Origin of the sequence: Nocardioides sp. NBC_00368 (assembly GCF_036090055.1) — a bacterium.
Classification (GTDB): domain Bacteria; phylum Actinomycetota; class Actinomycetes; order Propionibacteriales; family Nocardioidaceae; genus Nocardioides.
This window is the reverse complement of sequence record NZ_CP107970.1, coordinates 1,496,126-1,519,845: the sequence shown is the minus strand read 5'-3', so window position 1 is coordinate 1,519,845 and position 23,720 is coordinate 1,496,126. Positions and strand designations below refer to the sequence as shown.

The 23,720-nt window shown below is 70.9% G+C and carries 21 protein-coding genes; 18 read left to right on the top strand and 3 right to left on the bottom strand.

Going from position 1 to position 23,720, the window contains the following annotated elements; all coding sequences use genetic code 11:
• The first annotated feature begins 35 nt into the window (after positions 1–35).
• The 9 genes from argC (at position 36) to OG984_RS07220 (ending at position 8,666) form a co-directional block, all read left to right on the top strand.
• Entirely contained in the window at positions 36–1,073 is a 1,038-nt protein-coding gene (gene argC, locus OG984_RS07260; RefSeq protein WP_442940968.1) for an N-acetyl-gamma-glutamyl-phosphate reductase, read from the top strand.
• Positions 1,070–2,011, top strand: coding sequence for an acetylglutamate kinase (gene argB, locus OG984_RS07255; RefSeq protein WP_442940966.1), 942 nt, complete (start codon positions 1,070–1,072; stop codon positions 2,009–2,011). Before argC ends, argB begins: the two co-directional genes overlap by 4 nt.
• Complete coding sequence (locus OG984_RS07250) at positions 2,008–3,198, top strand: acetylornithine transaminase (protein ID WP_328530919.1); 1,191 nt, start codon at positions 2,008–2,010, stop codon at positions 3,196–3,198. Before argB ends, OG984_RS07250 begins: the two co-directional genes overlap by 4 nt.
• On the top strand, positions 3,195–4,118 hold the full coding sequence (argF, locus tag OG984_RS07245) for an ornithine carbamoyltransferase (RefSeq protein ID WP_328530918.1): 924 nt from the start codon (positions 3,195–3,197) through the stop codon (positions 4,116–4,118). Before OG984_RS07250 ends, argF begins: the two co-directional genes overlap by 4 nt.
• Positions 4,115–4,642, top strand: coding sequence for an arginine repressor (locus OG984_RS07240; protein WP_328530917.1), 528 nt, complete (start codon positions 4,115–4,117; stop codon positions 4,640–4,642). Before argF ends, OG984_RS07240 begins: the two co-directional genes overlap by 4 nt.
• Positions 4,643–4,667: 25 nt before the next feature.
• Entirely contained in the window at positions 4,668–6,128 is a 1,461-nt protein-coding gene (gene argG / locus OG984_RS07235; RefSeq protein WP_328530916.1) for an argininosuccinate synthase, read from the top strand.
• Positions 6,128–7,552: an argininosuccinate lyase gene (argH, locus tag OG984_RS07230; protein ID WP_328530915.1), complete on the top strand. Its 1,425-nt coding sequence runs from the start codon at positions 6,128–6,130 to the stop codon at positions 7,550–7,552. Before argG ends, argH begins: the two co-directional genes overlap by 1 nt.
• Entirely contained in the window at positions 7,552–8,121 is a 570-nt protein-coding gene (locus OG984_RS07225; protein ID WP_328530914.1) for a DNA-3-methyladenine glycosylase, read from the top strand. Before argH ends, OG984_RS07225 begins: the two co-directional genes overlap by 1 nt.
• A 125-nt stretch (positions 8,122–8,246) precedes the next feature.
• On the top strand, positions 8,247–8,666 hold the full coding sequence (locus tag OG984_RS07220) for a single-stranded DNA-binding protein (RefSeq protein WP_328530913.1): 420 nt from the start codon (positions 8,247–8,249) through the stop codon (positions 8,664–8,666).
• Here the strand turns inward: OG984_RS07220 and OG984_RS07215 are convergent.
• Positions 8,663–9,823, bottom strand: a complete 1,161-nt coding sequence (locus OG984_RS07215) for a DUF1015 family protein (RefSeq protein ID WP_328530912.1) — start codon at positions 9,821–9,823, stop codon at positions 8,663–8,665. The genes OG984_RS07220 and OG984_RS07215 overlap by 4 nt on opposite strands.
• A gap of 65 nt (positions 9,824–9,888) precedes the next feature.
• Here OG984_RS07215 and OG984_RS07210 point away from each other — a divergent pair, with 65 nt between their 5' ends.
• From OG984_RS07210 to OG984_RS07180, 7 genes are all read left to right on the top strand, one after another.
• Positions 9,889–10,938, top strand: a complete 1,050-nt coding sequence (locus OG984_RS07210; protein ID WP_328530911.1) for an HAD-IIA family hydrolase — start codon at positions 9,889–9,891, stop codon at positions 10,936–10,938.
• Positions 10,935–11,201, top strand: a complete 267-nt coding sequence (locus OG984_RS07205; protein WP_328530910.1) for a hypothetical protein — start codon at positions 10,935–10,937, stop codon at positions 11,199–11,201. Before OG984_RS07210 ends, OG984_RS07205 begins: the two co-directional genes overlap by 4 nt.
• 11 nt (positions 11,202–11,212) lie before the next feature.
• A complete protein-coding gene (locus OG984_RS07200) occupies positions 11,213–12,076 on the top strand; it encodes a TlyA family RNA methyltransferase (protein WP_328530909.1) in 864 nt (287 codons plus the stop codon).
• A 20-nt stretch (positions 12,077–12,096) separates the two neighbouring features.
• Positions 12,097–13,068 (top strand): NAD kinase, encoded by a 972-nt coding sequence (locus OG984_RS07195; RefSeq protein WP_442941003.1) that lies wholly within the window; start codon positions 12,097–12,099, stop codon positions 13,066–13,068.
• Positions 13,061–14,824, top strand: a complete 1,764-nt coding sequence (recN, locus tag OG984_RS07190; RefSeq protein WP_328530907.1) for a DNA repair protein RecN — start codon at positions 13,061–13,063, stop codon at positions 14,822–14,824. The genes OG984_RS07195 and recN overlap by 8 nt, the downstream gene beginning before the upstream one ends.
• Positions 14,825–14,992: 168 nt before the next feature.
• Positions 14,993–16,933 (top strand): putative cytokinetic ring protein SteA, encoded by a 1,941-nt coding sequence (steA, locus tag OG984_RS07185; protein WP_328530906.1) that lies wholly within the window; start codon positions 14,993–14,995, stop codon positions 16,931–16,933.
• A gap of 14 nt (positions 16,934–16,947) precedes the next feature.
• A complete protein-coding gene (locus OG984_RS07180) occupies positions 16,948–18,660 on the top strand; it encodes a CTP synthase (protein ID WP_328530905.1) in 1,713 nt (570 codons plus the stop codon).
• Between the two features lie 67 nt (positions 18,661–18,727).
• Here the strand turns inward: OG984_RS07180 and OG984_RS07175 are convergent, their stop codons facing one another.
• Positions 18,728–19,201: an SRPBCC family protein gene (locus tag OG984_RS07175; RefSeq protein ID WP_328530904.1), complete on the bottom strand. Its 474-nt coding sequence runs from the start codon at positions 19,199–19,201 to the stop codon at positions 18,728–18,730.
• 84 nt (positions 19,202–19,285) lie between these two features.
• Positions 19,286–21,724 carry an aminopeptidase N gene (gene pepN, locus OG984_RS07170; protein WP_328530903.1) on the bottom strand — a complete coding sequence of 813 codons (2,439 nt, stop codon included), beginning with the start codon at positions 21,722–21,724 and terminating at the stop codon, positions 19,286–19,288.
• Between the two features lie 22 nt (positions 21,725–21,746).
• On the opposite strand from pepN, the gene OG984_RS07165 reads away from it, so the two are divergent.
• Both OG984_RS07165 and ald read left to right on the top strand, forming a co-directional pair.
• Positions 21,747–22,388: an NUDIX hydrolase gene (locus tag OG984_RS07165; protein ID WP_328530902.1), complete on the top strand. Its 642-nt coding sequence runs from the start codon at positions 21,747–21,749 to the stop codon at positions 22,386–22,388.
• Positions 22,389–22,533: 145 nt separating this feature from the next.
• Positions 22,534–23,649, top strand: a complete 1,116-nt coding sequence (gene ald / locus OG984_RS07160) for an alanine dehydrogenase (RefSeq protein WP_328530901.1) — start codon at positions 22,534–22,536, stop codon at positions 23,647–23,649.
• Positions 23,650–23,720 lie beyond the last annotated feature (71 nt).

The window sequence follows — 23,720 nt, the reverse complement described above, 5'->3', positions numbered from 1 at the left end:
CGCTTTGCGAGATGCATGCAGAGTGACGTATGTTCATGCACATGACGAAGAAGCGCGTCGCCGTAGCCGGTGCCAGTGGATATGCCGGAGGTGAGCTGCTCAGGCTGCTGTTGTCCCACCCCGAGGTGGAGATCGGCGCGCTGACCGCCGCCTCCAGCGCGGGCAAGACCCTGGGGAGCCTCCAGCCCCACCTGCTCCCGCTGGCCGACCGCGTGCTGGAGCCCACCAACGCCGAGACCCTGGCCGGTCACGATGTCGTCTTCCTGGCGCTGCCGCACGGGGAGTCCGGACCGATCGCCGCCGGCCTTCCCGACGACGTGGTCGTGATCGACTGCGGCGCCGACTACCGGCTCGCCGATGCCGAGACGTGGACCAAGTTCTACGGCACCGACCACGCCGGCACCTGGCCCTACGGGCTGCCCGAGCTGCGCGGACAGCGGGAGAGCCTGACCGGCGCCCACCGGATCGCCGTGCCCGGCTGCTTCCCGACCGTCTCCACCCTCGCCCTCGCCCCGGCCGTCGAGGCCGGCATCGTCGAGCCCGAGGTCGTCGTGGTCGCCGCCACCGGCGCCAGCGGCGCGGGGAAGTCGTCCAAGCCGCACCTGATCGGCGCCGAGGTGATGGGCAACGTGAGCGCCTACGGCGTCGGTGGCGTCCACCGCCACACCCCCGAGATCGTCCAGAACCTCTCCGCGCTGGTCGACGGCGAGGTGTCGGTCTCCTTCACCCCGGTGCTGGTGCCGATGCCCCGCGGCATCCTCGCGACCTGCTCGGCCAAGCTCGCCGACGGCGTGACCGCGGCCGATGCCCGCGCCGTCTACGAGAAGGCCTACGGCGAGGAGCCCTTCGTCCACCTGCTCCCCGAGGGCCAGTGGCCCCAGACCCAGGCCGTGCTCGGCTCGAACGCCGTCCTCCTGCAGGTGACCGTCGACGAGGCCGCCGGGCGACTGGTCGTCGTCGGCGCGGAGGACAACCTCGCCAAGGGCACCGCCGGGGGAGCGATCCAGTGCATGAACCTCGCGCTCGGTCTCGACGAGACCGCTGGCCTGTCGACCGTAGGGGTGGCCCCGTGATCGACCTGGAGACCGTCTCGCACGAGCCCGGCCGCCCTGACCCCGCCAAGGCCCGCACCCTGGCCGGCGCGCTGCCGTGGCTGAAGGAGTACCACGGCAAGATCGTCGTGGTGAAGTACGGCGGCAACGCCATGACCGACGACAAGCTCAAGCGCGCCTTCGCCGAGGACGTCGCCTTCATGCGCTTCGCCGGCTTCAAGCCGGTCGTCGTGCACGGCGGCGGCCCGCAGATCTCGAGCATGCTCGACCGGCTCGGCATCGAGTCGGAGTTCCGCGGCGGGCTGCGGGTGACCACCCCCGAGGCCATGGACGTCGTCCGGATGGTCCTGGTCGGCCAGGTGCAGCGTGAGCTCGTCGGGCTGATCAACGAGCACGGCCCCCTGGCCGTCGGCCTCTCCGGCGAGGACGCCGGGCTCTTCACCGCCGAACCGGCCAGCACCGTCGTCGACGGCGAGGAGATCGACCTCGGCCAGGTCGGCGAGGTCGTCGACGTACTGCCCGCAGCTGTCCTCGACATCATCGAGGCCGGCCGGATCCCGGTCGTCTCCAGCGTCGCCCCGGACGCCGACGGCGTGATCTACAACGTCAACGCCGACCGCGCCGCCTCGGCCCTGGCGATCGCGCTGCAGGCCGAGAAGCTGCTCGTCCTGACCGACGTCGAGGGCCTCTACCTCGACTGGCCCGACCCCGAGGAGGTCATCGGCGAGATCAGCCCCGAGGCCCTCGAAGGCATCCTTCCCGATCTCGCCAGCGGGATGATCCCGAAGATGAGCGCCTGCCTCGAGGCGGTCAAGGGCGGCGTCAAGCGCGCCACCGTCGTCGACGGCCGCGAGCAGCACGCGGTGCTGCTGGAGCTGTTCACTGCCGAGGGAGTCGGCACCCAGGTGCTCCCCGGCGTCACCACCAAGACCCGCAAGGCAAGGGAGCTGGACCGATGAGCACGACTGTGCCCGATTCTTGGGAGAAGCGCTACGCCGCCTCCCTGATGAACACCTTCGGCGCCCCCAAGCTGGTCCTCACCCGAGGCGAGGGCGCCCACGTGTGGGACGAGAACGGCAAGGAGTACGTCGACCTGCTGGCCGGCATCGCGGTCAACGCCCTGGGCCATGCCCACCCGGCGCTGGTCTCCGCGGTGACCGCCCAGATGCAGTCGCTCGGCCACGTGTCCAACTTCTTCACCTCCCACCCGCAGGTCGAGCTGGCCGAGGCCCTGCTCGCGCGAGTTCCCGGCGGAGAGACCGGTCGGGTGTTCTTCACCAACTCGGGCACCGAGGCCAACGAGGCCGGCTTCAAGCTGACCCGGCGCACCGGCCGCACGCACATCGTGGCCGCCCAGGGCGCTTTTCACGGCCGCTCGATGGGTGCGCTGGCGCTGACCGCCAAGGAGGCCTACCGGGCGCCGTTCGAGCCGCTCCCGGGCGAGGTCACCTTCGTCCCCTACGGCGACGCCTCCGCGTTGGCCGCGGCGGTGACCGACGAGACCGCGGCGATCATCCTCGAGCCGATCCAGGGCGAGGCCGGCGTCATCGTGCCGCCCGCCGACTACCTGGCGGCAGCCCGGGCCGTGGCTGACGAGCACGGCGCGCTGCTGTGGCTCGACGAGGTGCAGTCGGGTCTCGGTCGCACCGGCCGCTGGTTCGCCCACGAGACCTCGGGCGTCACCGCCGACATCGTGACGCTGGCCAAGGGCCTCGGCGGCGGCTTCCCGATCGGCGCCTGCATCGGCCTGGGCCGGGCCGCCACGCTCTTCGAGCCCGGCAACCACGGCACCACCTTCGGTGGCAACCCGGTCGCCTGTGCCGCCGGTCTCGCCGTGATCGAGACGATCGAGTCCGAGGGCCTCCTCGAGCACGTGACCGTGCTCGGCCAGAAGCTGCGCGACGGTCTCGCCGCGGACCCGCGGGTCACCAGGGCCGACGGTGAGGGCCTGTTCATCGGCGTGGTTCTCGCCGGCATCGACTCGGCCGCCGTCGCGGCGGCCGCGCTCGAGGCCGGCTTCATCCTCAACAACGCCACGCCCGAGCGGATCCGGATCGTCCCGCCGCTCGTCCTCACCGAGGACGACGCCGAGGCGCTGCTGGCCGCGTGGCCCGCCATCCTGGACCAGGCGGAGGGCACGAAGTGACCAGACACTTCCTCCGCGACGACGACCTCACCCCGGCCGAGCAGGCCGAGGTGCTCGCGCTCGCGGCGTCGATGAAGCAGGAGCCGTACGCCGCCAAGCCGCTCGCGGGTCCGGTGACCGTGGCCACGATCTACGACAAGCCGACGCTGCGAACCCAGGCGTCGTTCTCCTCCGGCATCGCCGAGCTCGGCGGCCACTCGATGCTCGTCGACGGCCGCCTGGCCGGGATCGGCGAGCGGGAGTCGGTCGCCGACGTCGCCCGGGTGCTCGGCCGGCAGGCGGGCGAGATCGTGTGGCGTACGTTCGCGCAGACCGACCTCGAGCAGATGGCCGCCCACTCCGGCGTCCCGGTCGTCAACGCGCTCACCGACGAGTTCCACCCCTGCCAGCTGCTCGCCGACCTGCAGACCCTGCAGGAGCACAAGGGATCCCTCGCCGGCGTGACCGCGGCCTTCCTCGGCGATGCCGCCTGCAACATGGGCAACTCCTGGGCGCTGGCCGGCGCCACCGCCGGGATGCACGTCCGGTTCGGTGCGCCCGAGGGCTACGCCCCCGACGCGGACGTGCTGGTCCGGGCCAAGGAGATCGCCGAGGAGACCGGCGGCTCGGTCACGGTGACCTCGGATCCCGTCGCGGCGGCGGCCGGGGCCGACGTACTCATCACCGACACCTGGGTCTCGATGGGCAAGGAGAGCGAGGCGGCCGCCCGGGTCGCGGTGTTCTCGCCCTACGCACTCACCACCGAGCTGCTCGGCCACGCCGCCCCCGACGCGGTCGTGCTCCACTGCCTGCCGGCCTACCGCGGCAAGGAGATCGAGGCCGAGGTGCTCGACGGCCCGCGGAGCCTGGTGTGGGACGAGGCCGAGAACCGCCGCCACGCGCAGAAGGCGATCCTGGCCTTCTTGTGGGAGCGACGATGACCACCAACGAGACCCACCGGCCGGCGACCAAGGGCGCCCGGCAGTCCTTGATCGTCGACATCATCTGGAGCCGGGAGATCCGGTCGCAGACCGAGCTCTCCGAGGCGCTGCTGGCCCACGGGGTCAACGTCACCCAGGCGACGCTCTCGCGTGACCTGGACGAGCTCGACGCGGTGAAGGTGCGGGCGCCATCCGGTGCGCTGGTCTACGCCGTCCCCGGGGAGGGCGGTGACCGCACCGCGGTGGCCCCGGGGGAGTCGGCCAGCGGACGCAGCAAGCTCGGCCGACTCGCCCGAGAGCTGTTGGTGAGCGCCGACGGGAGTGCGAACCTGGTGGTGCTGCGTACTCCTGCGGGCGGAGCCCAGTACTTCGCCTCCGCGATCGACCGGGCCGAGTATCCCGACATCCTCGGCACCATCGCCGGCGACGACACCGTGCTCGTCATCGGCCGCGAGCCCAAGGGCGGAGCGGCGCTCGTCGAGCGGTTCCTCAGCCTCGCCGGCAAGACCACAGACATTCCGTAAGTTTCAGAGCAAGGAGCAACATCTCGTGAGCAAGGTCCTGACCTCCCTTCCCAAGGGTGAGCGCGTCGGCATCGCCTTCTCCGGAGGTCTCGACACCTCCGTGGCGGTCGCCTGGATGCGCGACAAGGGCGCGGTCCCGTGCACCTACACCGCCGACATCGGGCAGTACGACGAGCCCGACATCTCCGGCGTCCCGGACCGCGCGATGGCCTACGGCGCCGAGATCGCCCGCGCCATCGACATCAAGCCGCAGCTCGTCGAGGAGGGCCTGGCCGCGCTCGCCTGCGGTGCCTTCCACATCCGCTCGGGTGGCCGTGCCTACTTCAACACCACGCCTCTGGGGCGCGCGGTGACCGGCACCATGCTGGTGCGGGCCATGCACGCCGACAACGTCAACATCTGGGGCGACGGGTCGACCTTCAAGGGCAACGACATCGAGCGGTTCTACCGCTATGGCCTGATGGCCAACCCCGAGCTGCGCATCTACAAGCCATGGCTCGACGCCGACTTCGTCCACGAGCTCGGTGGCCGCCACGAGATGTCGGAGTGGCTGGCCGCCCACGACCTGCCCTACCGCGACTCCACCGAGAAGGCCTACTCCACCGACGCCAACATCTGGGGCGCCACCCACGAGGCCAAGACGCTCGAGCACCTGGACGTCTCCCTGGAGACCGTCGAGCCGATCATGGGCGTGAAGTTCTGGGATCCCTCGGTCGCCATCGAGACCGAGGACGTCTCGATCAGCTTCGTCGAGGGCCGCCCGGTCGCGATCAACGGCAAGACCTACTCCGACCCTGTCGCGCTGGTCTACGAGGCCAACGCGATCGGCGGTCGCCACGGCCTGGGCATGTCGGACCAGATCGAGAACCGAATCATCGAGGCCAAGTCCCGCGGCATCTACGAGGCACCGGGCATGGCGCTGCTGTGGGCGGCCTACGAGCGGCTGCTCAACGCGGTGCACAACGAGGACACCATGTCCAACTACTACAACGAGGGTCGCAAGCTCGGCCGGCTGCTCTACGAGGGCCGCTGGCTCGACCCGCAGGCCCTGATGCTGCGCGAGTCGATCCAGCGCTGGATCGCCTCCCTGGTCTCCGGCACGGTCACCCTGCGACTGCGCCGGGGCGAGGACTACACGATCCTCAACACCGAGGGCTCGCACTTCTCCTACCACCCCGAGAAGCTCTCCATGGAGCGCGTCGAGAACGCCGCCTTCGGCCCCGTCGACCGCATCGGCCAGCTGACCATGCGCAACCTCGACATCGCCGACTCGCGCTCCAAGCTGGAGATCTACGCCGGGCATCCTCTGGACCAAGGCACGGTCCTGGTGGAGAACGGCACCCTCTTCGGCGAGCTGCCCGCCGGCGGCTTCGACCGCATCGCCGCCACCGACGGCAAGCCCATCCCGGCCGCACTTCCGGTCGAGGGGACCGTCCTCGACGACACCATCCTCGACGAGGCCGCGCTGGAGGCGGGCAACGACTGATGTCGAACACACCTGCCAACACCACCAACGAGGGCAAGCTCTGGGGAGGCCGGTTCGCCGGGGGTCCGTCGCCGGAGCTGGAGGCGCTGTCGCGCTCGACCCAGTTCGACTGGCGGCTGGCGCTCTACGACATCGCCGGCTCGCACGCCCATGCCAAGGCGCTCGGGGCGGCGGGGCTGCTCACCGGGGACGAGGAGAACGAGATCCACCGGGGTCTGGACGTGCTCGCCGACCGGTTCACCGCCGGACGGCTGCTCCCGGCCTCGTCCGACGAGGACGTGCACGGTGCGCTGGAGCGGCTGCTCATCGAGGAGATCGGTCCCGACGTCGGTGGCAAGCTGCGCGCCGGGCGCTCGCGCAACGACCAGATCGCGACCCTCTTCCGCAGCTATCTGCTCGACCACGAGCGGGTGCTGCGTGGGCTCGTCCTCGATCTCATCGACGCGCTCGCCGCGCAGGCCGATGAGAACATGGGTGCGATCATGCCGGGACGTACGCATCTCCAGCATGCCCAGCCGGTGCTGCTCTCCCATCACCTGATGGCCCACGCCTGGTCGCTGCTGCGCGACGTCGACCGGCTCAACGACTGGCAGGCGCGGGTCGTGTGCGACTCGCCCTACGGGTCCGGGGCGCTCGCCGGACAGTCGCTCGGGCTCGACCCCGAGCTGGTGGCCAGCGAGCTCGGCTTCACCGGGTCGAGCGCCAACTCGATCGACGGCACCGCCTCACGCGACTTTGTCGCCGAGTTCGCCTACGTGTGCGCCCAGATCGGCGTCGACATCAGCCGGATCGCCGAGGAGATCATCCTGTGGGCGACCAAGGAGTTCGACTTCGTCACGCTGCACGACTCCTGGTCGACGGGTTCGAGCATCATGCCGCAGAAGAAGAACCCCGACATCTCCGAGCTCGCCCGGGGCAAGGCCGGACGCCTCGTCGGCAACCTGACCGGGCTGCTGACGACGCTGAAGGCGCTGCCGCTGGCGTACAACCGTGACCTGCAGGAGGACAAGGAGCCGGTCTTCGACTCCCTCGACACCCTGGAGGTGCTGCTCCCGGCCTTCACCGGCCAGGTCGCGACGCTGGTCTACAACACCGACCGGATGGCCGAGCTCGCTCCCCAGGGTTTCTCGCTGGCCACCGACATCGCCGAGTGGCTGGTGCGGCAGGGCACCCCGTTCCGGATCGCCCACGAGCTCGCCGGCGCCTGCGTCCAGGCGGCGGAGAAGCGGGGCGTGGAGCTGGACGCGCTCACCGACGAGGAGTTCGCCACGATCTCGCCGGCGCTCACCCCCGACGTACGCCTGGTGCTGACCATCGAGGGATCGGTCGCATCCCGCGACGGCCGGGGTGGCACGGCCCCTGACCGGGTCGCCGAGCAGCTCGCCGAGCTCCGGTCCAAGGCAGCCGGGTTCCGTCCGTCCTAGTGCACCTCACCGACCTGCTGCACCAGCGCCCCGAGGTGACCGCTCCGCGGCTCCTCGGGGCGACGCTGTCGTTCGACGGGGTGAAGGTGCGTCTCACCGAGGTGGAGGCGTACGCGGCCGACGACCCCGGGTCGCACGCCTTTCGCGGCGAGACGAACCGCAACCGGGTGATGTTCGGCCCGCCGGGACGGCTCTACGTCTACTTCACCTACGGGATGCACTACTGCGCCAACCTGGTCTGCCACCCGGACGGCGAGCCCGGCGGGATCCTGCTTCGCGCGGGAGAGGTGATCGACGGGATCGAGGTGGCCCGGGAACGACGCGGAGCGGTACGCGACGTCGATCTCGCCCGGGGCCCGGCCCGGCTCGCCTCGGCGCTCGGGATCGACCTCACCATGAACGGGACGTCCGACTTCGAGCTGGACCTGGCACCGGGCGAGGCGTGGGCGGGGATCGAGGTGGCCGCCGGACCGCGGGTCGGACTGCGTCTCGCGCCGGAGCGTCCGTGGCGCTTCTGGGTCGCCGGTGACCCGACGGTCTCGCGCTACCGGCCGGCGAAGGCACTCTGAGAGGCCGACCGACGGGCCGATGACCGTCCACAGGCCCGGTTCGGGCCGAGGTTCTCCACAGGCCACGCAGACCCGGGCGGAACTGTCGGTGCTCCCGACCAGGCTGGTGCTCGGAGGTGATCGAGATGACGGTCGCAAGGGTAGAGAAGGAGCCATCACCGGACGATGGTGAGCGGATGGGGCCGGCCGGCGGGCTGGCGACGGTCAACGAGGTGCGGCTGATCGGCCGACTGTCGCTGGCCGCCGAGGAGAGGGAGCTGCCGAGCGGCGACCAGCTCACCGCCTTCAGGGTGGTGGTCAACAGGCCACGCGACAAACGCCGGGGGAGCCGGGTGCAGATCGACGCGCTCGAGTGTCACACCTGGGTCGCCCGGGTCCGGCGAGCGGCGGTGACCTGGCAGGTCGGCGACGTGATCGAGGTCAACGGCTCCCTGCGCCGCCGGTTCTTCAAGACCGGTGGACGCCTGCAGTCGATGACCGAGGTCGAGGTGCTGACCGCCAGGCGGGTGAGTCGTGCCGCCGCGGCGACCAGACAGGCGAGCTAGTGCCGCGACTTCTCCAGCCGTGCCGCATCGAGAAGCCGGATCAGCACGCCGGGGTGCGGCTTGGGCTGGAAGGAGGTCGCCTTCTCCGGGAGCAGCTGACCGATCGACGCGGAGGAGAGGATGGTGTCGAAGGTGGGCGCCGCCAGCAGCACCGCGACGTCGCGGCCCGGGCGGGCCCGCTTCAGCACGGCATCCACCTGGTGCGCGTGCAGCACCCGCGACGGCTGTCGGCGCAGCTCCGGGAGGACTCGGTCGTGCAGATAGCCGACATCGCCGGTGATCGGACTCCGGGAGGTGTCCACGTCGATCGTGGCCCAGCCCCGGCCGTCGCTGACCACGATCACCCCAGGCCCCAGCCTGCCCAGCGTTGCGTCGCGGCCACCCGCGGTCCACGCTGCGCCGACGGCCTCGGCCGCGGCCCGTAGGTCGCGCAGGTTCACGCCGGCGAGCACCCGGTGGATCGCTCCGAGCTGCAACGGCGTGTCGTCCTGGTCGATGAGCATCGCCAGACCGAAGTCCGTCGCGGCAGAGTCGCCCGGCTCTGCGACCCCCTGGAGCTCAGCGTAGGCCGCGTAGCGGTGGTGCCCGTCGGCGATCAGCGCCTGCTGGCTCGCCCAGGCCGCGCGCAGCTGCCCGATCAGCGCCTCGTCGGTGATCGCCCAGACCCGATGGTGCTGACCGCCGTGGTCGTCGTACTGCTCCTCGGGAGGGCTGGCCTGCACCCGGTCCAGCAGCGCAGCGACGCCCTCGGGCGCGTGGTAGGTGAGCAGGATCGGGGCCGGGTGCACTCGCATCTGCCGCATCCGGGATGCCAGTTGCTCAGCCTGCGCGGTGCGTACGCCCTCGTGGGGGAGCACAGCGGCCTCACCGGGCTCGTCGGTGCGGTGCGACACGTCGAGGATCCCGACGACGCCACGCACGGTGATCCCGGCCGCGGTGTACTCGTGCAGGTAGAGCGCGAGGTCGCGATGCTCGCGCAGGTCGCCACGTGCCAGCCACGAGCTGATCCGTGAGGCGACGCCGCGATAGGGGCGTGAGTAGAGCCGCGCCGAGGTCGGGTCACCGATCCGGGACGGCGCCAGCGAGAGCGCTCGAAAAGGCTCCAGGCGCAGCGGACGCCCCAGGTACGGCGCCCTGACCACACCCGTATCGTCCATCCGCACATCGTAGGGTCACACTGGTGCCATTCGCCGAACCCCCGACTCAGAGTAAGGAACTCCGTGTGCTGACCGGCCATCAGTTGAAGGGCTCAGAACGGACGCTCGCCTCCGTCTACGACGTGGCGATGCTCGACCTCGACGGAGTGGTCTACATCGGTGGCGCCGCCGTCCCGCGCGCCCCCGAGGCGCTCGCCGCGGCGCGGGAGGCCGGGCTGCATCTGGCGTTCATCACGAACAACGCCGCCAGGACTCCGGCCAAGGTCGCCGCGAACATCCGCAACCTGGAGATCGAGGCGACCGCCGAGGACGTGGTCACCTCGGCGCAGGCCGCCGCGCATGTCCTCGCCGAGCGGCTCGCCCCGGGGGCGAAGGTGGTCAACCTGGGCGCGGCCGGGCTGCGCGAGCCTCTCGAGGCGGTCGGCCTGGTGCCGGTGGCCGTCGACGAGGACGCCGAGGCGATCGTGACCGGCTACAACCCCGAGCTGCTGTGGAAGGACATCCTGCGCGCGGCGGTCCGGATCAAGGACGGACTCTTCTGGGTCGCCAGCAACACCGACATGACCTTCCCGGCCGCCTATGGCATCGCTCCGGGCCACGGCGTCCTGGTCGACACCCTGCGCCGCTTCTCGGGTGTCGAACCCGTCGTGGCGGGCAAGCCGTCGCGGCCGCTGCTCGAGGAGACCATCCGGCGCACCGAGGCCGAGCGCCCACTGATGGTCGGCGACCGCCTCGACACCGACATCGAGGGCGGCCACAACGCCGGCATCGACACGCTGCTGGTGCTCACCGGCGTGACCGGCCTCGAGGAGCTGGTCGCCGCGGAGCCGCACCGACGGCCGGCCTACATCTCCTCCGACCTGCGCGGGCTGCTGGAGACCCACTCGGCTCCGGACAGCGACGGCACGGTGGCGCGGCTGGGCGGCTGGACGGCGGAGGTACGCGACGGCGAGCTGAGCGTCACCGGCCAGGGGAGCACCGACGACTGGTGGCGGGTTGCCGCGACCAGCGCCTGGGCGCACCTGGACGCCAACGGGGCGGTGGTCACGATCGGCGCACAGGCCGTGCCGCCTCGCCCGGATGCCGACGGCGGGACGGTAGTCTCGGCCTCATGAGCGAGCAGCACTTCGACGAGACTCCGGCCTCGGCCGGGCTGGGTGGCGCCGGCACGGCGCCGCACACCGGTGTCGCGCGCGTCGACGCGGTCCTCGAGTCGCTCGACCGGCTCGACGAGCTGCCGCTGACCGAGCACGTCAGCGTCTTCGAGGCCGCCCACACCGAGCTGCGCCGCGCCCTGGACCCCGACACCGGAGCCCACGACGCGATGGCCCGGATCGCCGCCGCGTCCGGCGACCCGCAGCCGACCGACCAGCCCTGAGAGGCCAGCGCATGCCCCCTCGCCGCCTGCGTCTCGACGCCGAGCTGGTCCGGCGCAAGCTGGCCCGATCCCGCGAGCACGCCAGCGAGCTGATCGCCGCCGGCCGCGTCACGGTCTCCGGGAACCGCGCCACCAAACCGGCCACGGGCGTCACCACCGACGTTGCCATCGTCGTGACCGAGGACCCCGACCGCCCCGACTTCGTCTCCCGCGGCGGCCACAAGCTCGCGGGAGCACTCGCCGCGTTCAAACCGCTGGGGCTCTCGGTCGAGGGCCGTCGCTGTCTCGACGCCGGCGCCTCGACGGGCGGGTTCACCGACGTACTGCTGCGCAACGACGCCAGCCAGGTCGTCGCCGTCGACGTCGGCTACGGCCAGCTCGCCTGGCGGCTCCAGCAGGACGAGCGGGTCGTCGTCCACGACCGCACCAACATCCGCGACCTCTCCCTCGACATCGTCGGCGAACCGGTCGACGTCGTCGTCGGCGACCTCTCCTTCATCTCCCTCGAGCTCGTCCTCGACGCGCTGATCCGGGTCACCGGCCCCGACGGTGACCTGGCGCTGATGGTCAAGCCGCAGTTCGAGGTCGGCAAGGACAGGGTCGGGAAGGGCGGCGTGGTCCGTGACCCGGCGCTGCGGGCCGAAGCCGTCAACGCCGTGGCGGCAGCAGCTGCCAAGCGCGGCTGGGGTGCGCGCGCGGTCACGACCAGCCCGCTGCCGGGCCCGTCGGGCAACGTGGAGTTCTTCCTGTGGCTGCGCCGCGGTGAGGCCACGGTCAGCGAGGCCGAGATCGAGGAAGCCGTGCGCGAGCAGCGCGGCCTGGAGAACCAGGCCGTCCGGGAAGTGTCGGTGCCGTCTGAGAAGGTTGATCCGTGACTGACGCCGATACCCCTGCTGTGGGCCCAGCATCTGAGGACTCAGCCGAGGTTCGGCGCGTCCTCATGCTCATCCACACCGGGCGCGAGGAGGCCCGCGAGGTCGGTCTCGCCTGTGCCAAGTCGCTCGCGGTCCACGGCATCGTGGTGAGGATGCTGGCCACCGAGGCCACCGACCTCGGCATCGACCCGGCCGCCTACGAGCCGAAGCTGGAGCTGGCCGCCGACGAGGACGACGCCAGCAGAGACTGCGAGCTGGCGCTGGTCATCGGTGGTGACGGCACGATCCTGCGCGCCGCCGAGATCGTCCAGCCCCACCGCACCCCGGTGCTCGGGGTCAACCTGGGACACGTCGGGTTCCTCGCGGAGGCGGAGTACGACGACGTCGAGTCGACGATCGAGGCGATCGTGCAGCGCCGCTACACCTCCGAGGACCGGCTTGCGCTCGAGGTCAGCGTCTTCGAGGACGGTCAGAAGGTTTTCCGTACGTTCGCGGTCAACGAGGCCAGCGTCGAGAAGGCCTCCCGCGAGCGGATGCTCGAGGTCGTCGTCGAGATCGACGGCCGGCCGCTGTCGAGGTGGGGCTGTGACGGCGTCGTCTGCGCGACCCCGACCGGCTCGACGGCCTACAACTTCTCCGCCGGGGGCCCGGTCGTGTGGCCCGGGGTCGAGGCTCTGCTGCTGACTCCGATCAGCGCCCACGCGCTGTTCGCCCGGCCGATGGTGGTCGCGCCGACCTCGGTCCTGGCCGTCGAGGTGATCACCCGGGCCGACGGTGCCGGGGTGCTGTGGTGCGACGGCCGGCGCTCCTATGACCTGGGCCCGGGCGCCCGGATCGAGGTCACCCGGGGGGTGGAGCCTGTCAGACTCGTCCGCCTGCACCAGGCCCCGTTCACGGATCGTCTGGTGCGGAAGTTCGGACTGTCTGTGGAGGGATGGCGAGGCGCCGCGGAACGGCGTCCGTTCAGGATGAACGGAGGCGAGCATGCTTGAGGAGATCAGGATCTCCGGACTCGGGATCATCGAGTCCTCGACCCTGGAGCTCGGACCAGGACTGACCGTGGTGACCGGTGAGACCGGCGCGGGCAAGACGATGATCGTGACCGCGCTGGGGCTGCTGCTCGGTGGTCGCGGCGACGCCGGCTCCGTCCGCAAGGGCAAGAAGGCGGCCCGGGTCGAAGGCGTCATCGACGCCCGGTCGCTTCCGGCCGTCGTCGACGCGACCGAGGAGGCCGGAGGAGAGGTGGAGGAGGGCCGCGTCCTCGTCGCCCGCACCGTGGCCGCCGAAGGGCGCGCGCGGGCCTACGTCGGGGGAGCGACCGTCCCGGTCGCCACCCTGGGCTCGGTGACCTCCCCGCTCGTCGCCGTCCACGGCCAGTCCGACCAGCACCGGCTGCTGCAGCCACGCGCCCAGCGCGACTCGCTCGACCGCTTCGGCGGCGAGCCCGTCGCCAAGCTCCTCGCCGCCTACGCCGACCTCCACAGCCAGCTCCACAAGGTCGAGCGCGAGCTCGACGAGGTCACCACCCACGCCCGCGAGCGGGCGCAGGAGGCCGACCTGCTCCGCTTCGGCCTCGGTGAGGTCGAAGCGGTCACGCCCGAGCCCGGCGAGGACGTGACCCTCGCCCAGGAGGAGGAGCGGCTCGGCTACGCCGACACGCTGCGCACCGCCGCGGAGCAGGCCCGGGAGGCGCTCTCCTCCGAGGTCGACGCCCCCGATGCGCTGGGCGCGATCTCGGCCGCGCGCCAGGCGCTCGACGGCGTGCGCGACCACGACCCCGAGGCCGCGTCGCTGGCCGACCGCCTCGCCGAGGTCTCCTACCTGCTCTCCGACCTGGCCGCCGACGTCGCCTCCTACGCGACCGCGATCGAGACCGACCCGGCCCGGCTGTCGGTGGTCTCCGAGCGTCGCGCCGCCCTGACCGCGCTGACCCGGAAGTACGGCGAGACCATCGACGAGGTGCTCGCCTGGGCCGAGACCGGCGCCAAGCGCCTGCTCGAGCTCGACTCCGACGACGACCGCATCGAGGAGCTCCGCGGCGAGCGTACGCGGCTGCGAGCCGCCCTCGCCGAGGCCGGCCTCGCGCTGTCGGCCGCCCGCGCCGACGCCGCCGGCGCCCTCGCCAAGGCGGTCAGCGACGAGCTCACCGGACTGGCCATGCCACACGCGCGACTGGTGGTCGACGTACGGCAGAAGGAGAGCGACGCCCCCGCCTCCGAGGACGAGCCGCACGCGCCGCTGAAGGTCGGATCCGGGAAGGCACAGCGGTGGCTGCGCTACGGCTCCAACGGCCTCGACGAGGTCGAGCTGCTGCTGGCGGCCAACACCGGCTCCGAGCCCCGCCCGCTCCACAAGGGCGCCTCCGGCGGTGAGCTCTCCCGGGTGATGCTGGCGATCGAGGTGGTGCTGGCCGCCACCAGCCCGGTCCCGACCTTCGTCTTCGACGAGGTCGACGCCGGTGTCGGTGGCACCGCGGCGGTCGAGATCGGCCGTCGCCTCGCCCACCTGGCCCGCACCGCGCAGGTCCTGGTGGTCACCCACCTGCCGCAGGTCGCCGCCTTCGCCGATCACCACGTGGCCGTCGAGAAGACCAGCGACGGGGTGGTCACCAGCTCCGGCCTCACCGTCCTCGACGACGAGTCCCGCGAGCGCGAGCTCTCCCGGATGCTGGCCGGGCTGACCGCCTCCGACACCGCCATCGCGCACGCTCGCGAGCTCCTCGAGGTGGCCCGCTCCGCGAAGGCCTGACCCGCCGAGACCTCAGTTCTGGCGGCCGAGTCTGCAGTTGTGGCGAACGACACACGCCACAACTGCAGATTCGGCCATCAAACGTACGCATTCGGCCGCCACAACGACCGACTCGCCGGATGAGAGATCCGGGGCCCTGCCTCGGTGCCGGGGGAGGATTGGCGGGACATGAGACTGCCTACTCGCCAGATTCCTTCCGTACTTCCGGGCATCCGCGGCACCCTCCGCTCGGGACGGCCGACCAGGGCACTGATCCCGCGGCTCAAAGAGGGTGACATCGCGGTCATCGACCATGTCGATCTCGATCGGAGCACCGCCCTGGCGATCGCCGCCAAGGGCGTGATCGCCGTCGTCAACGCCCAGCCGATGGTGTCGGGGCGCTACCCCAACCGGGGCCCGCAGACGCTGGCTGATGCCGGGATCGAGCTGATCGACAAGATCGGCGAGGCGGGCCTGGAGAAGCTCCTCGACGGGCGCAAGGCCCGGATCCTCGACGGCGAGATCTTCGACGGCGAGCAGCTGCTGACCGCCGGACGGGCGCTCGACCAGGAGGCGCTGAACAACGACCTCGAGGACGCGAAGCGGGGCCTGAGCTCCCATCTGGAGCTCTTCACCCACAACAGCAGCGAGCTGCTCAAGCGCGAGGAGGAGGTGCTGCTGCACGGCAACGGCGTGCCTCCTCTCGACACGCCGCTGGCCGGCCGACCCGTCGTCGTGGTCGCCGACCACCCCGACCTGGACCGTCTCCTGGGCGACCTCAAGGGCTTCCTGCGCGAGCAGCGGCCGGCGATCATCGCGGTGGGTCCCGCGGCGAAGAGGCTGACCAAGAAGCAGGTACGCCACGCCGTGCTCGTCCTGGGCCCGGACACCGACACCTACCCCGAACCGAAGGTGCTCACCAGCGCCGCGGAGGTCGTGCTCGCGCCGGGTGGCTCCGCGAGCGAGAGCGCGGCCGAGCTCCTCGACCGGGTCGGGGTGCAGCCGAAGCGGTTCGAGTCGTCCCTCGCTCCCGAGGACGCGGCCCTGCTGGTCGCCTACACGCAGCATCCCTCGCTGGTGGTCGGCGCCGGGCTGAGCACCACGCTGACCGACTTCCTCGAGGACCAGCGCCCGGGCCTGGCCGGCACCTACCTGACCCGGCTCGCGCTCGGCCCGACGCTGATCGACGCCTCCGTCGTTCCGGCGGTGCGGCGCAGGGAGCCCCGAAGCCGGCGGCTGGTCCTGCCGGTTCTCGCGGCGGTGACGGCGCTGGCGATCGGCGTACCCGCCGGCATCTGGGCCGCCGACCACGACCTGACCGAGATCGGCACCGGCCTCGGGGCCGGTTTCGGGAGCAGCGCGGGGGAGGGCGCCGCCGCGAGCACCACCTCCGGCCGGAGCGAGGCGAAGACCGGAGACGACCCGCAGACCGCCGAGGAGCGGTTCGTCGCCGAGGCGGGTGACGAGCTCTTGCCCGGCAAGCTCACCGGGCAGAGGGTCGCGGTCCTCGCCCTCCCCGGAGCGGACCCGAAGACGGTCGACGCGCTCACCGGCAGCATCAAGACGGCCGGCGGCCAGACGACGGGGGTGCTCGACGTACGACCGAATCTGCTGGACCCGGACCGCAAGCAGTATGTCGACAGCCTGGCCACGCAGCTGGTCAAGCAGCTCGGCCGGGGCGACGCGGGCCAGGCGACCTACCAGCGGATGGGGCAGGTCGTCGGAGAGACCTACGCCGGCACGAAGCCGCCCTCGGAGTTCGACCAGCCCGCCAAGACCGCGGCTGTGGCGTTGCTCACCGGTGACCTGGTCACGGCCCGCGGACGACCGACCGGGCCGGCCGATCTCGTCCTGGTCGTCCTCGGCGAGGACAGCCGGGACACGACCGCCGTCGAAGGTCTCGTCGAGGGGCTCGGCGCCACCACGAAAGGCCTGGTCGTGGGCGGAACCACCGACTCCGAGGACCTGAAGACGCTCCGCGCCAACGACTGGCCGGGCTGGTTCGCGTCGGTCGACGGTGTCGAGACGGTCACCGGTCAGATCGCCGCGCCGCTCGTGCTGGCGCGACAGCGGAGTCAACAAGGTGGCGATTTCGGTGCGTCAGGTTTCGGTGGCCTGCTGAAGCGTTGATAGGATCGAGGTCCATGAAGTCGGCGAGCTTGACCAAGCACATTTTTGTCACTGGGGGCGTCGCCTCCTCATTGGGAAAGGGCCTGACGGCATCGTCCCTCGGCCGTCTTCTCCGTTCGCGTGGTCTGAGCGTGACCATGCAGAAGCTGGACCCGTACCTCAACGTGGACCCCGGCACGATGAACCCGTTCCAGCACGGTGAGGTCTTCGTGACCAACGACGGTGCCGAGACGGACCTCGACATCGGCCACTACGAGCGGTTCCTCGACACCGACCTGGTCGGCCACGCCAACGTGACCACCGGGCAGGTCTACTCCAACGTGATCGCCAAGGAGCGCCGCGGCGACTACCTCGGCGAGACCGTCCAGGTAATCCCGCACATCACCGACGAGATCTCCGAGCGGGTCCTGGCCATGCACGGCCCCGAGGTCGACGTGGTGATCACCGAGATCGGCGGCACCGTCGGCGACATCGAGTCGCTGCCGTTCCTCGAGGCCGCCCGCCAGGTGCGCCAGCGCCTCGGCCGCGACAACGTCTTCTTCGTCCACGTCTCTCTGGTGCCCTACATCGGCCCGTCCAAGGAGCTCAAGACCAAGCCGACGCAGCACTCGGTGATGGCGCTGCGCCAGATCGGCATCCAGCCCGACGCCATCGTGTGCCGCGCCGACCGCGAGCTGCCCGAGGGCATCAAGCGGAAGATCGCGCTGATGTGCGACGTGGACGAGGACGCGGTGGTGACCGCCGCCGACGCCCCGAGCATCTACGACATCCCGAAGGTGCTCCACCGCGAGGGCCTCGACGCCTATGTCGTGCGCAAGCTCGACCTGCCCTTCCGTGACGTCGACTGGGCGCTGTGGGAGGACTTGCTCCGCCGGGTGCACCACCCCAAGGAGGAGCTCACCATCGGCCTGGTCGGGAAGTACATCGATCTTCCCGACGCCTACCTGAGCGTCGGCGAGGCGCTGCGCGCCGGCGGCTTCGCCAACGAGGCCAAGGTCCACATCCGCTGGATCCCGTCCGACGAGTGCGAGACCCCCGAGGGTGCCGCCAAGAACCTCCACGATGTCGATGCCGTCTGCGTCCCCGGTGGCTTCGGCATCCGGGGCCTGGAGGGCAAGCTCGGCGCGCTGACCTACACCCGAACCCATCAGATCCCCACGCTGGGCCTGTGCCTGGGCCTGCAGTGCATGGTCATCGAGTACGCCCGCAACGTGCTCGGCCTGGAGAAGGCCGACTCCACGGAGTTCGACGCGGAGACCCCCGAGCCCGTCATCGCGACGATGGAGGAGCAGAAGGCGTACGTCGAGGGCGCCGGTGACCTGGGCGGCACCATGCGCCTGGGGCTCTACCCCGCCGAGCTCAAGAAGGGCTCGATCGCGGCCGAGGTCTACGGCGCGACCTCCATCGAGGAGCGCCACCGCCACCGTTACGAGGTCAACAACGCCTACCGTGACCAGCTCGAGGACGCCGGCCTGGTCTTCTCCGGGCTCTCGCCCGACAACCAGCTCGTCGAGTTCGTCGAGCTGCCCCGCGACGTACACCCCTACTACGTCTCCACCCAGGCCCACCCCGAGCTCCGCTCGCGGCCGACCCGCCCGCACCCGCTGTTCGCCGGGCTGGTGAAGGCGGCCCTCGACCGGCAGAAGGAGCAGCGGTTCCCGATCGACGAGACCAACCTGCGCCGCGAGGTCAGCGAGGTCGAGCTGCCTGAGCCCGCCGAGGCCTGAGCAGCTGACGTGACGAGCCCCCTGGGGCCGGCTGGTGCCGGGCCCAGGGGGCTCGCGTCTGTGTGCGCTACTCGCGTACCTCGCCGGTCGGCTTCACCTCGCCGCGCCAGGCACCGGTCTCGGTGCCGCGGTGCTCGATGAAGTCCTTGAACCGCTCGAGGTCGCCCTTCGCCCTCATGTCGACGATCTTGAGGACGTCACCGGTCTTCTCGACCGCGCCCTCGGGCTCGTACTCGAGGTGCAGCGTCACCTTGGTCGACTTGTTCATCGGGTCCTCGGTGAACGAGACGGTGCCCTTGTTCGTGGCGCCCTCGATGGCACGCCAGGTGATCCGATCGTCCGGAACCTGGTCGACGATCTCGGCGTCCCACTCACGGGTGACGCCGCCGATCTCGGCCTTCCAGTGCAGGTGCTTGTCGTCGAGCTGACGGACCGACTCGACACCCTCCATGAACTGGGGGAACGACTCGAACTGGGTCCACTGGTCATACGCGGTGCTGATCGGAACCCCGACCTGGACGCTCTTCTCGATGGTGCTCATGTCCTCGCGTCTCCTCTCGATTGCGTACGACACTGGGGGTACCCGGCGGCTTCCCGGGCCATACCTTCTCGACCCGGAGCGATCTCACAGAGCGCGAGCCGTGACCTGCCGCGAGTGCACGTCGGCGAGGCGGATGACCGTCTGCCGTACGAACGGCACGAGCGTGTCTCCCTCGCAGGCGGCCCGTGCGGCCTCGGCGACGTCCTCACCCGCCTGAGCGGGGTAGAACCTGAGCTGGAGCCCGTAGGAGAGCAGCCCGCCGCCCCTGATGGCGGCGACGGCCTCGAGATAGCGCGGGGCGTACGGCGCCAGGACCTCGTCCTGGCCAGGCCGCCAGAACGCGGAGCTCAGGGTGTAGGCGCTGTCGGTGCGCGGCAGCCGGCGCTCGACCATGGTCACCTGCCAGGCCTCCTCCTTGGCCTCCGCGAGCGGCTGGGCGGTGCGTACGGCCAGGGCGCTGACCCAGGACTCGGGATCCGGGTCGCGTGCCTCCAGGGCCGCGACCGCCTCGGCGTCGTAGTCGCCCAGCTCGGCGCGCCGGCCGAGCAGCCGCCAGGCGACCTGTACGTCCTCGGCCGCCCCGGCCTCGGCCAGGGCGACCTGCTCGGGCGTGGAGGCGTGCGAGGCGACGACGCGCAGCGCGGTGTCACGGTTGGCCGGGTCCTCGGCGAGGGTTGCCGCGGCGCCGGCGACCAGCGCGCGCTGCTCGGCCACCCGCTCCGGAGCGGTCCAGAGCTCGGCAGCGGTCACGGCCATGCCCAGGAACTCGCCGGTGACCTGCGGGTTCCGCTCGCGCTCGAGGACCGAGACGACCCGGGAGACGACCTCGGGGCCGCCGATCTCGCCACGGAACAGCGCCGACCACGCGCTGTTGACCGCGACCGCTCGCGCGACCGCGTCGGGCAGGATGCCGGCGTTGCGGCCGAGCCAGGCCTCGCTGGCCTCGTCGGAGCGCACCGCCGCGAAGGTCACGTCGGTCGCGTTCACCAGATGCGCGGCCGCGTCCGGGAGCGAGACCGCGACGGGCTCGCTCTCCACGGTGACCGGGGTGGTCGCGAGCAGGTCGCCGGCGTCGTCATAGGAGGCGATGTCGAGCCGGTGCGGACGCACGGTCCCGTCGGCGCTGGCCACCGACACCTTGCCGTCGGCGAGGGTGATCACGTCGGTGCCGGCGTGGTCGAGCCAGGCGGTGGTCCAGGCGGAGAGGTCCTTGCCCGCGGCGGCCCCGAAGGCGCCCATCAGGTCGTCGAGGACGGTGTTGCCGTAGGCATGCTCGGCGAAGTAGGCCTGCAGCCCGGCCAGGTAGGCCTCCTCGCCGATGTAGGCGTGCAGCTGCTGCAGCACCGCCTGACCCTTCATGTAGGTGATCGCGTCGAAGTTGGCCATCGCGACGTCCACGCTGGGCACCACCCCGCGGATCGGGTGGGTGGCGGCGGTCAGGTCGGTGTCGTAGGCCATCTTCTTCTCGGTCAGCGCGATCGCGGCCCACACGTCGGTGTAGTCGGGCAGCGCAGCCGATGCCCACACGGCCGCCCACGAGGCGAAGGCCTCGTTGAGCCACAGGTCGTCCCACCAGCGCATCGTGACCAGATCGCCGAACCACATGTGCGCCATCTCGTGCAGGATCACGTTGGTGCGCTCGGTGCGGTCGGCATGCGTCGGCGTCGTACGGAAGAGGAAGATGTCGCTGTGGGTGACCGCGCCCCAGTTCTCCATCGCGCCGCCCATGTCGGGCACGAAGATCTGGTCGTATCTGGTCTGCGGGAAGGGCATCGCGAACTTGGTCCCGAACCAGGCCAGGCCGTGCTCGGTGACGTCGAGGATCTCCTCGCGGTCCCGCTCCAGCTGGCTCGCCAGCGACTGACGGGCGTAGAGCCCCAGGTCGTAGCCGCCACGCTCGGCACGGACCTCGACGAACGGACCGGCGTTGACCACCACGACGTACGTCGACAGCGGGGGAGTGTCCTCGAAGACCCACGTCCTGGCGGCGGCCGACGCGTCCGAGACGTCGCGCGGCGCCGAGTTGGACAGCACGGTCCACTGCTCGGGCGCGGTCACGGTGAACGCGTGCACCGCCTTGAGGTCGGGCTGGTCGAAGCAGGCCCAGAGCCGGCGGGCGTCGTCGGGCTCGAAGGAGGTCCACACGTAGACGTTGCCGTCGGAGGGGTCCACGGTGCGCAGCACGCCCTCGGAGGAGGCGGTGTTGGACTGGGAGGCGCTGACGACGAGGGTGTTGGTCTCGGCGAGGTCCTCGAGCGGGATCCGTCCGGCGCTGACCGTGGCGAGGTCGAGGTCGGTGCCGTTGAGCGTGGCGGCCGACACCTCGGCCACGCAGTCGACGAACGTGCTCGAGCCGGGGGTGGCGGAAAACGTGATCGTGGAGACGCTGGAGAGCGTCTCGCCCTCCAGCAGACCGGTCATGTCGAGCGAGATGTCGTAGCGCTCCACGGTGATCGAGGCGGCACGTGCAGCGGCCTCCTCCTGGGTGAGTGAGGCAGGGGCGGCGGGGGAGATCGCAGACATGCGCCGAGGGTAGCCTCGGGCCATGACATCGGACGCACGAATTTCCGACTCGGCCATGCCGCTGGACCCGGGGCCCCTCACGGAGTGGGACGTACCGGAGAGCTGGCCGGTCGCCTCGAGCGAGGACCTCCACCGCGACGGCTGGGTGGTCGCGCTGCGCGCGGACCGGATCAACCGGCCCGGTCACGAGGGCGAGGAGCCGTTCCGGCGCCTCGTCGTGGAGCACCCCGGGGCGGCGGTCGTGCTGGCGCTCGACGAGGACGAGCGTGCCCTGGTCATCACCCAGTACCGCCACCCCGCAAAGCGCCGCTTCGTCGAGCTCCCGGCCGGCCTGATCGACTATCCCGGGGAGGATCCGCTCGACGTCGCCGTGCGCGAGCTGCGCGAGGAGGTGGCCCACGAGGCGGCCGAGTGGACGCCGCTGCTCTCGACCTACAGCTCGCCCGGGATCTCCGAGGAGATCCACCACTTCTTCCTCGCCCGCGGCCTGACCGAGACCGGTCGCGACGGCTTCGAGCTCGAGCACGAGGAGGCCGAGATGAGCATCCACTGGGTGCCCTTCGAGGAGCTCCTGGAGGCCGTTCTCGGCGGCCGGGCGACCGACGCGCCGGTCGTCCAGGCGGTGCTTGCGTACGCCGCCCTCAAGTCGCGTGGCAGAGTCTGATCAGGCGCCTGGTCGATGACCGAACGACGTGGTTTTGGTGACTTGCGCCACACGGGGTTAGACATGCCGCATCAGGCGGCGAACATCCGGCTGACCCACAACCCACGGACCACCACATTCAGGGCCACGAGATGAAGGCAGGACAATGAGAATCGGCGTACCCAAGGAAGTCAAGAACCACGAGTACCGGGTGGCGATCACCCCCTCGGGCGTCCACGAGCTGGTGGCCAACGGCCACGAGGTCTTCGTCGAGGCCGGCGCCGGCGTCGGCTCCTCCATCCCCGACGGCGAGTACGCCGCGGTCGGCGCCAAGATCCTCGGCGACGCCGACGAGACCTGGGGCAACGCCGACATGGTCCTGAAGGTCAAGGAGCCGATCGCGGAGGAGTACCACCGCCTGCGCGAGGGCCTGACCCTGTTCACCTACCTCCACCTGGCCGCCGACAAGCCGCTGACCGAGGAGCTGCTGGCGAAGAAGGTCACCGCGATCGCGTACGAGACCGTCGAGCTGCCGAACCGAGCGCTGCCGCTGCTCTACCCGATGTCCGAGGTCGCCGGCTGCCTGGCGCCCCAGGTCGGCGCCTACAACCTGATGAAGGCCCAGGGCGGCCGCGGCGTGCTGATGGGCGGTGTCGGCGGTGTCGCCAACGCCAAGGTCGTCATCATCGGCGCCGGTGTCTCCGGGCAGAACGCCGCCAACATCGCGCTGGGGATGGGTGCCGACGTCACCCTGCTCGACACCGACCTGGAGAAGCTGCGGATGTCGTTCTGGCGCTACTCCAACCAGGTCCACGGCCTGGCCTCCAACAAGCTCGTGCTCGAGGAGCAGGTGCTCCAGGCCGACCTCGTCATCGGCGCCGTGCTGATCCCCGGGGCGGCCGCGCCGAAGCTGGTCAGCAACGACCTGGTCTCGCGGATGAAGCCCGGTTCGGTGCTCGTCGACATCGCCATCGACCAGGGCGGCTGCTTCGAGGACTCCCACGCCACCACCCACGCCGACCCGACCTACCAGGTCCACAACTCGACGTTCTACTGCGTGGCCAACATGCCCGGCGCGGTCCCCAACACCTCGACCTACGCCCTCACCAACGCGACGATGCCCTACGCCGTCGCGGTGGCCAACAAGGGCTGGCAGCAGGCGCTGCGTGACGACGCCGCGCTCGCCAAGGGCCTCAACACCCACGCCGGTCAGCTGACCAACGCTCCCGTCGGCGAGGCCGTCGGGATCGACTCGGTCGCGCTGGAGACGGTTCTCGGCTGATCGCCTCAGGGGCCACAGGAGTCACAGCGCTCAGGTGTTTCCTGCACTTCTCGGGTGGTGCAATGCCCGAG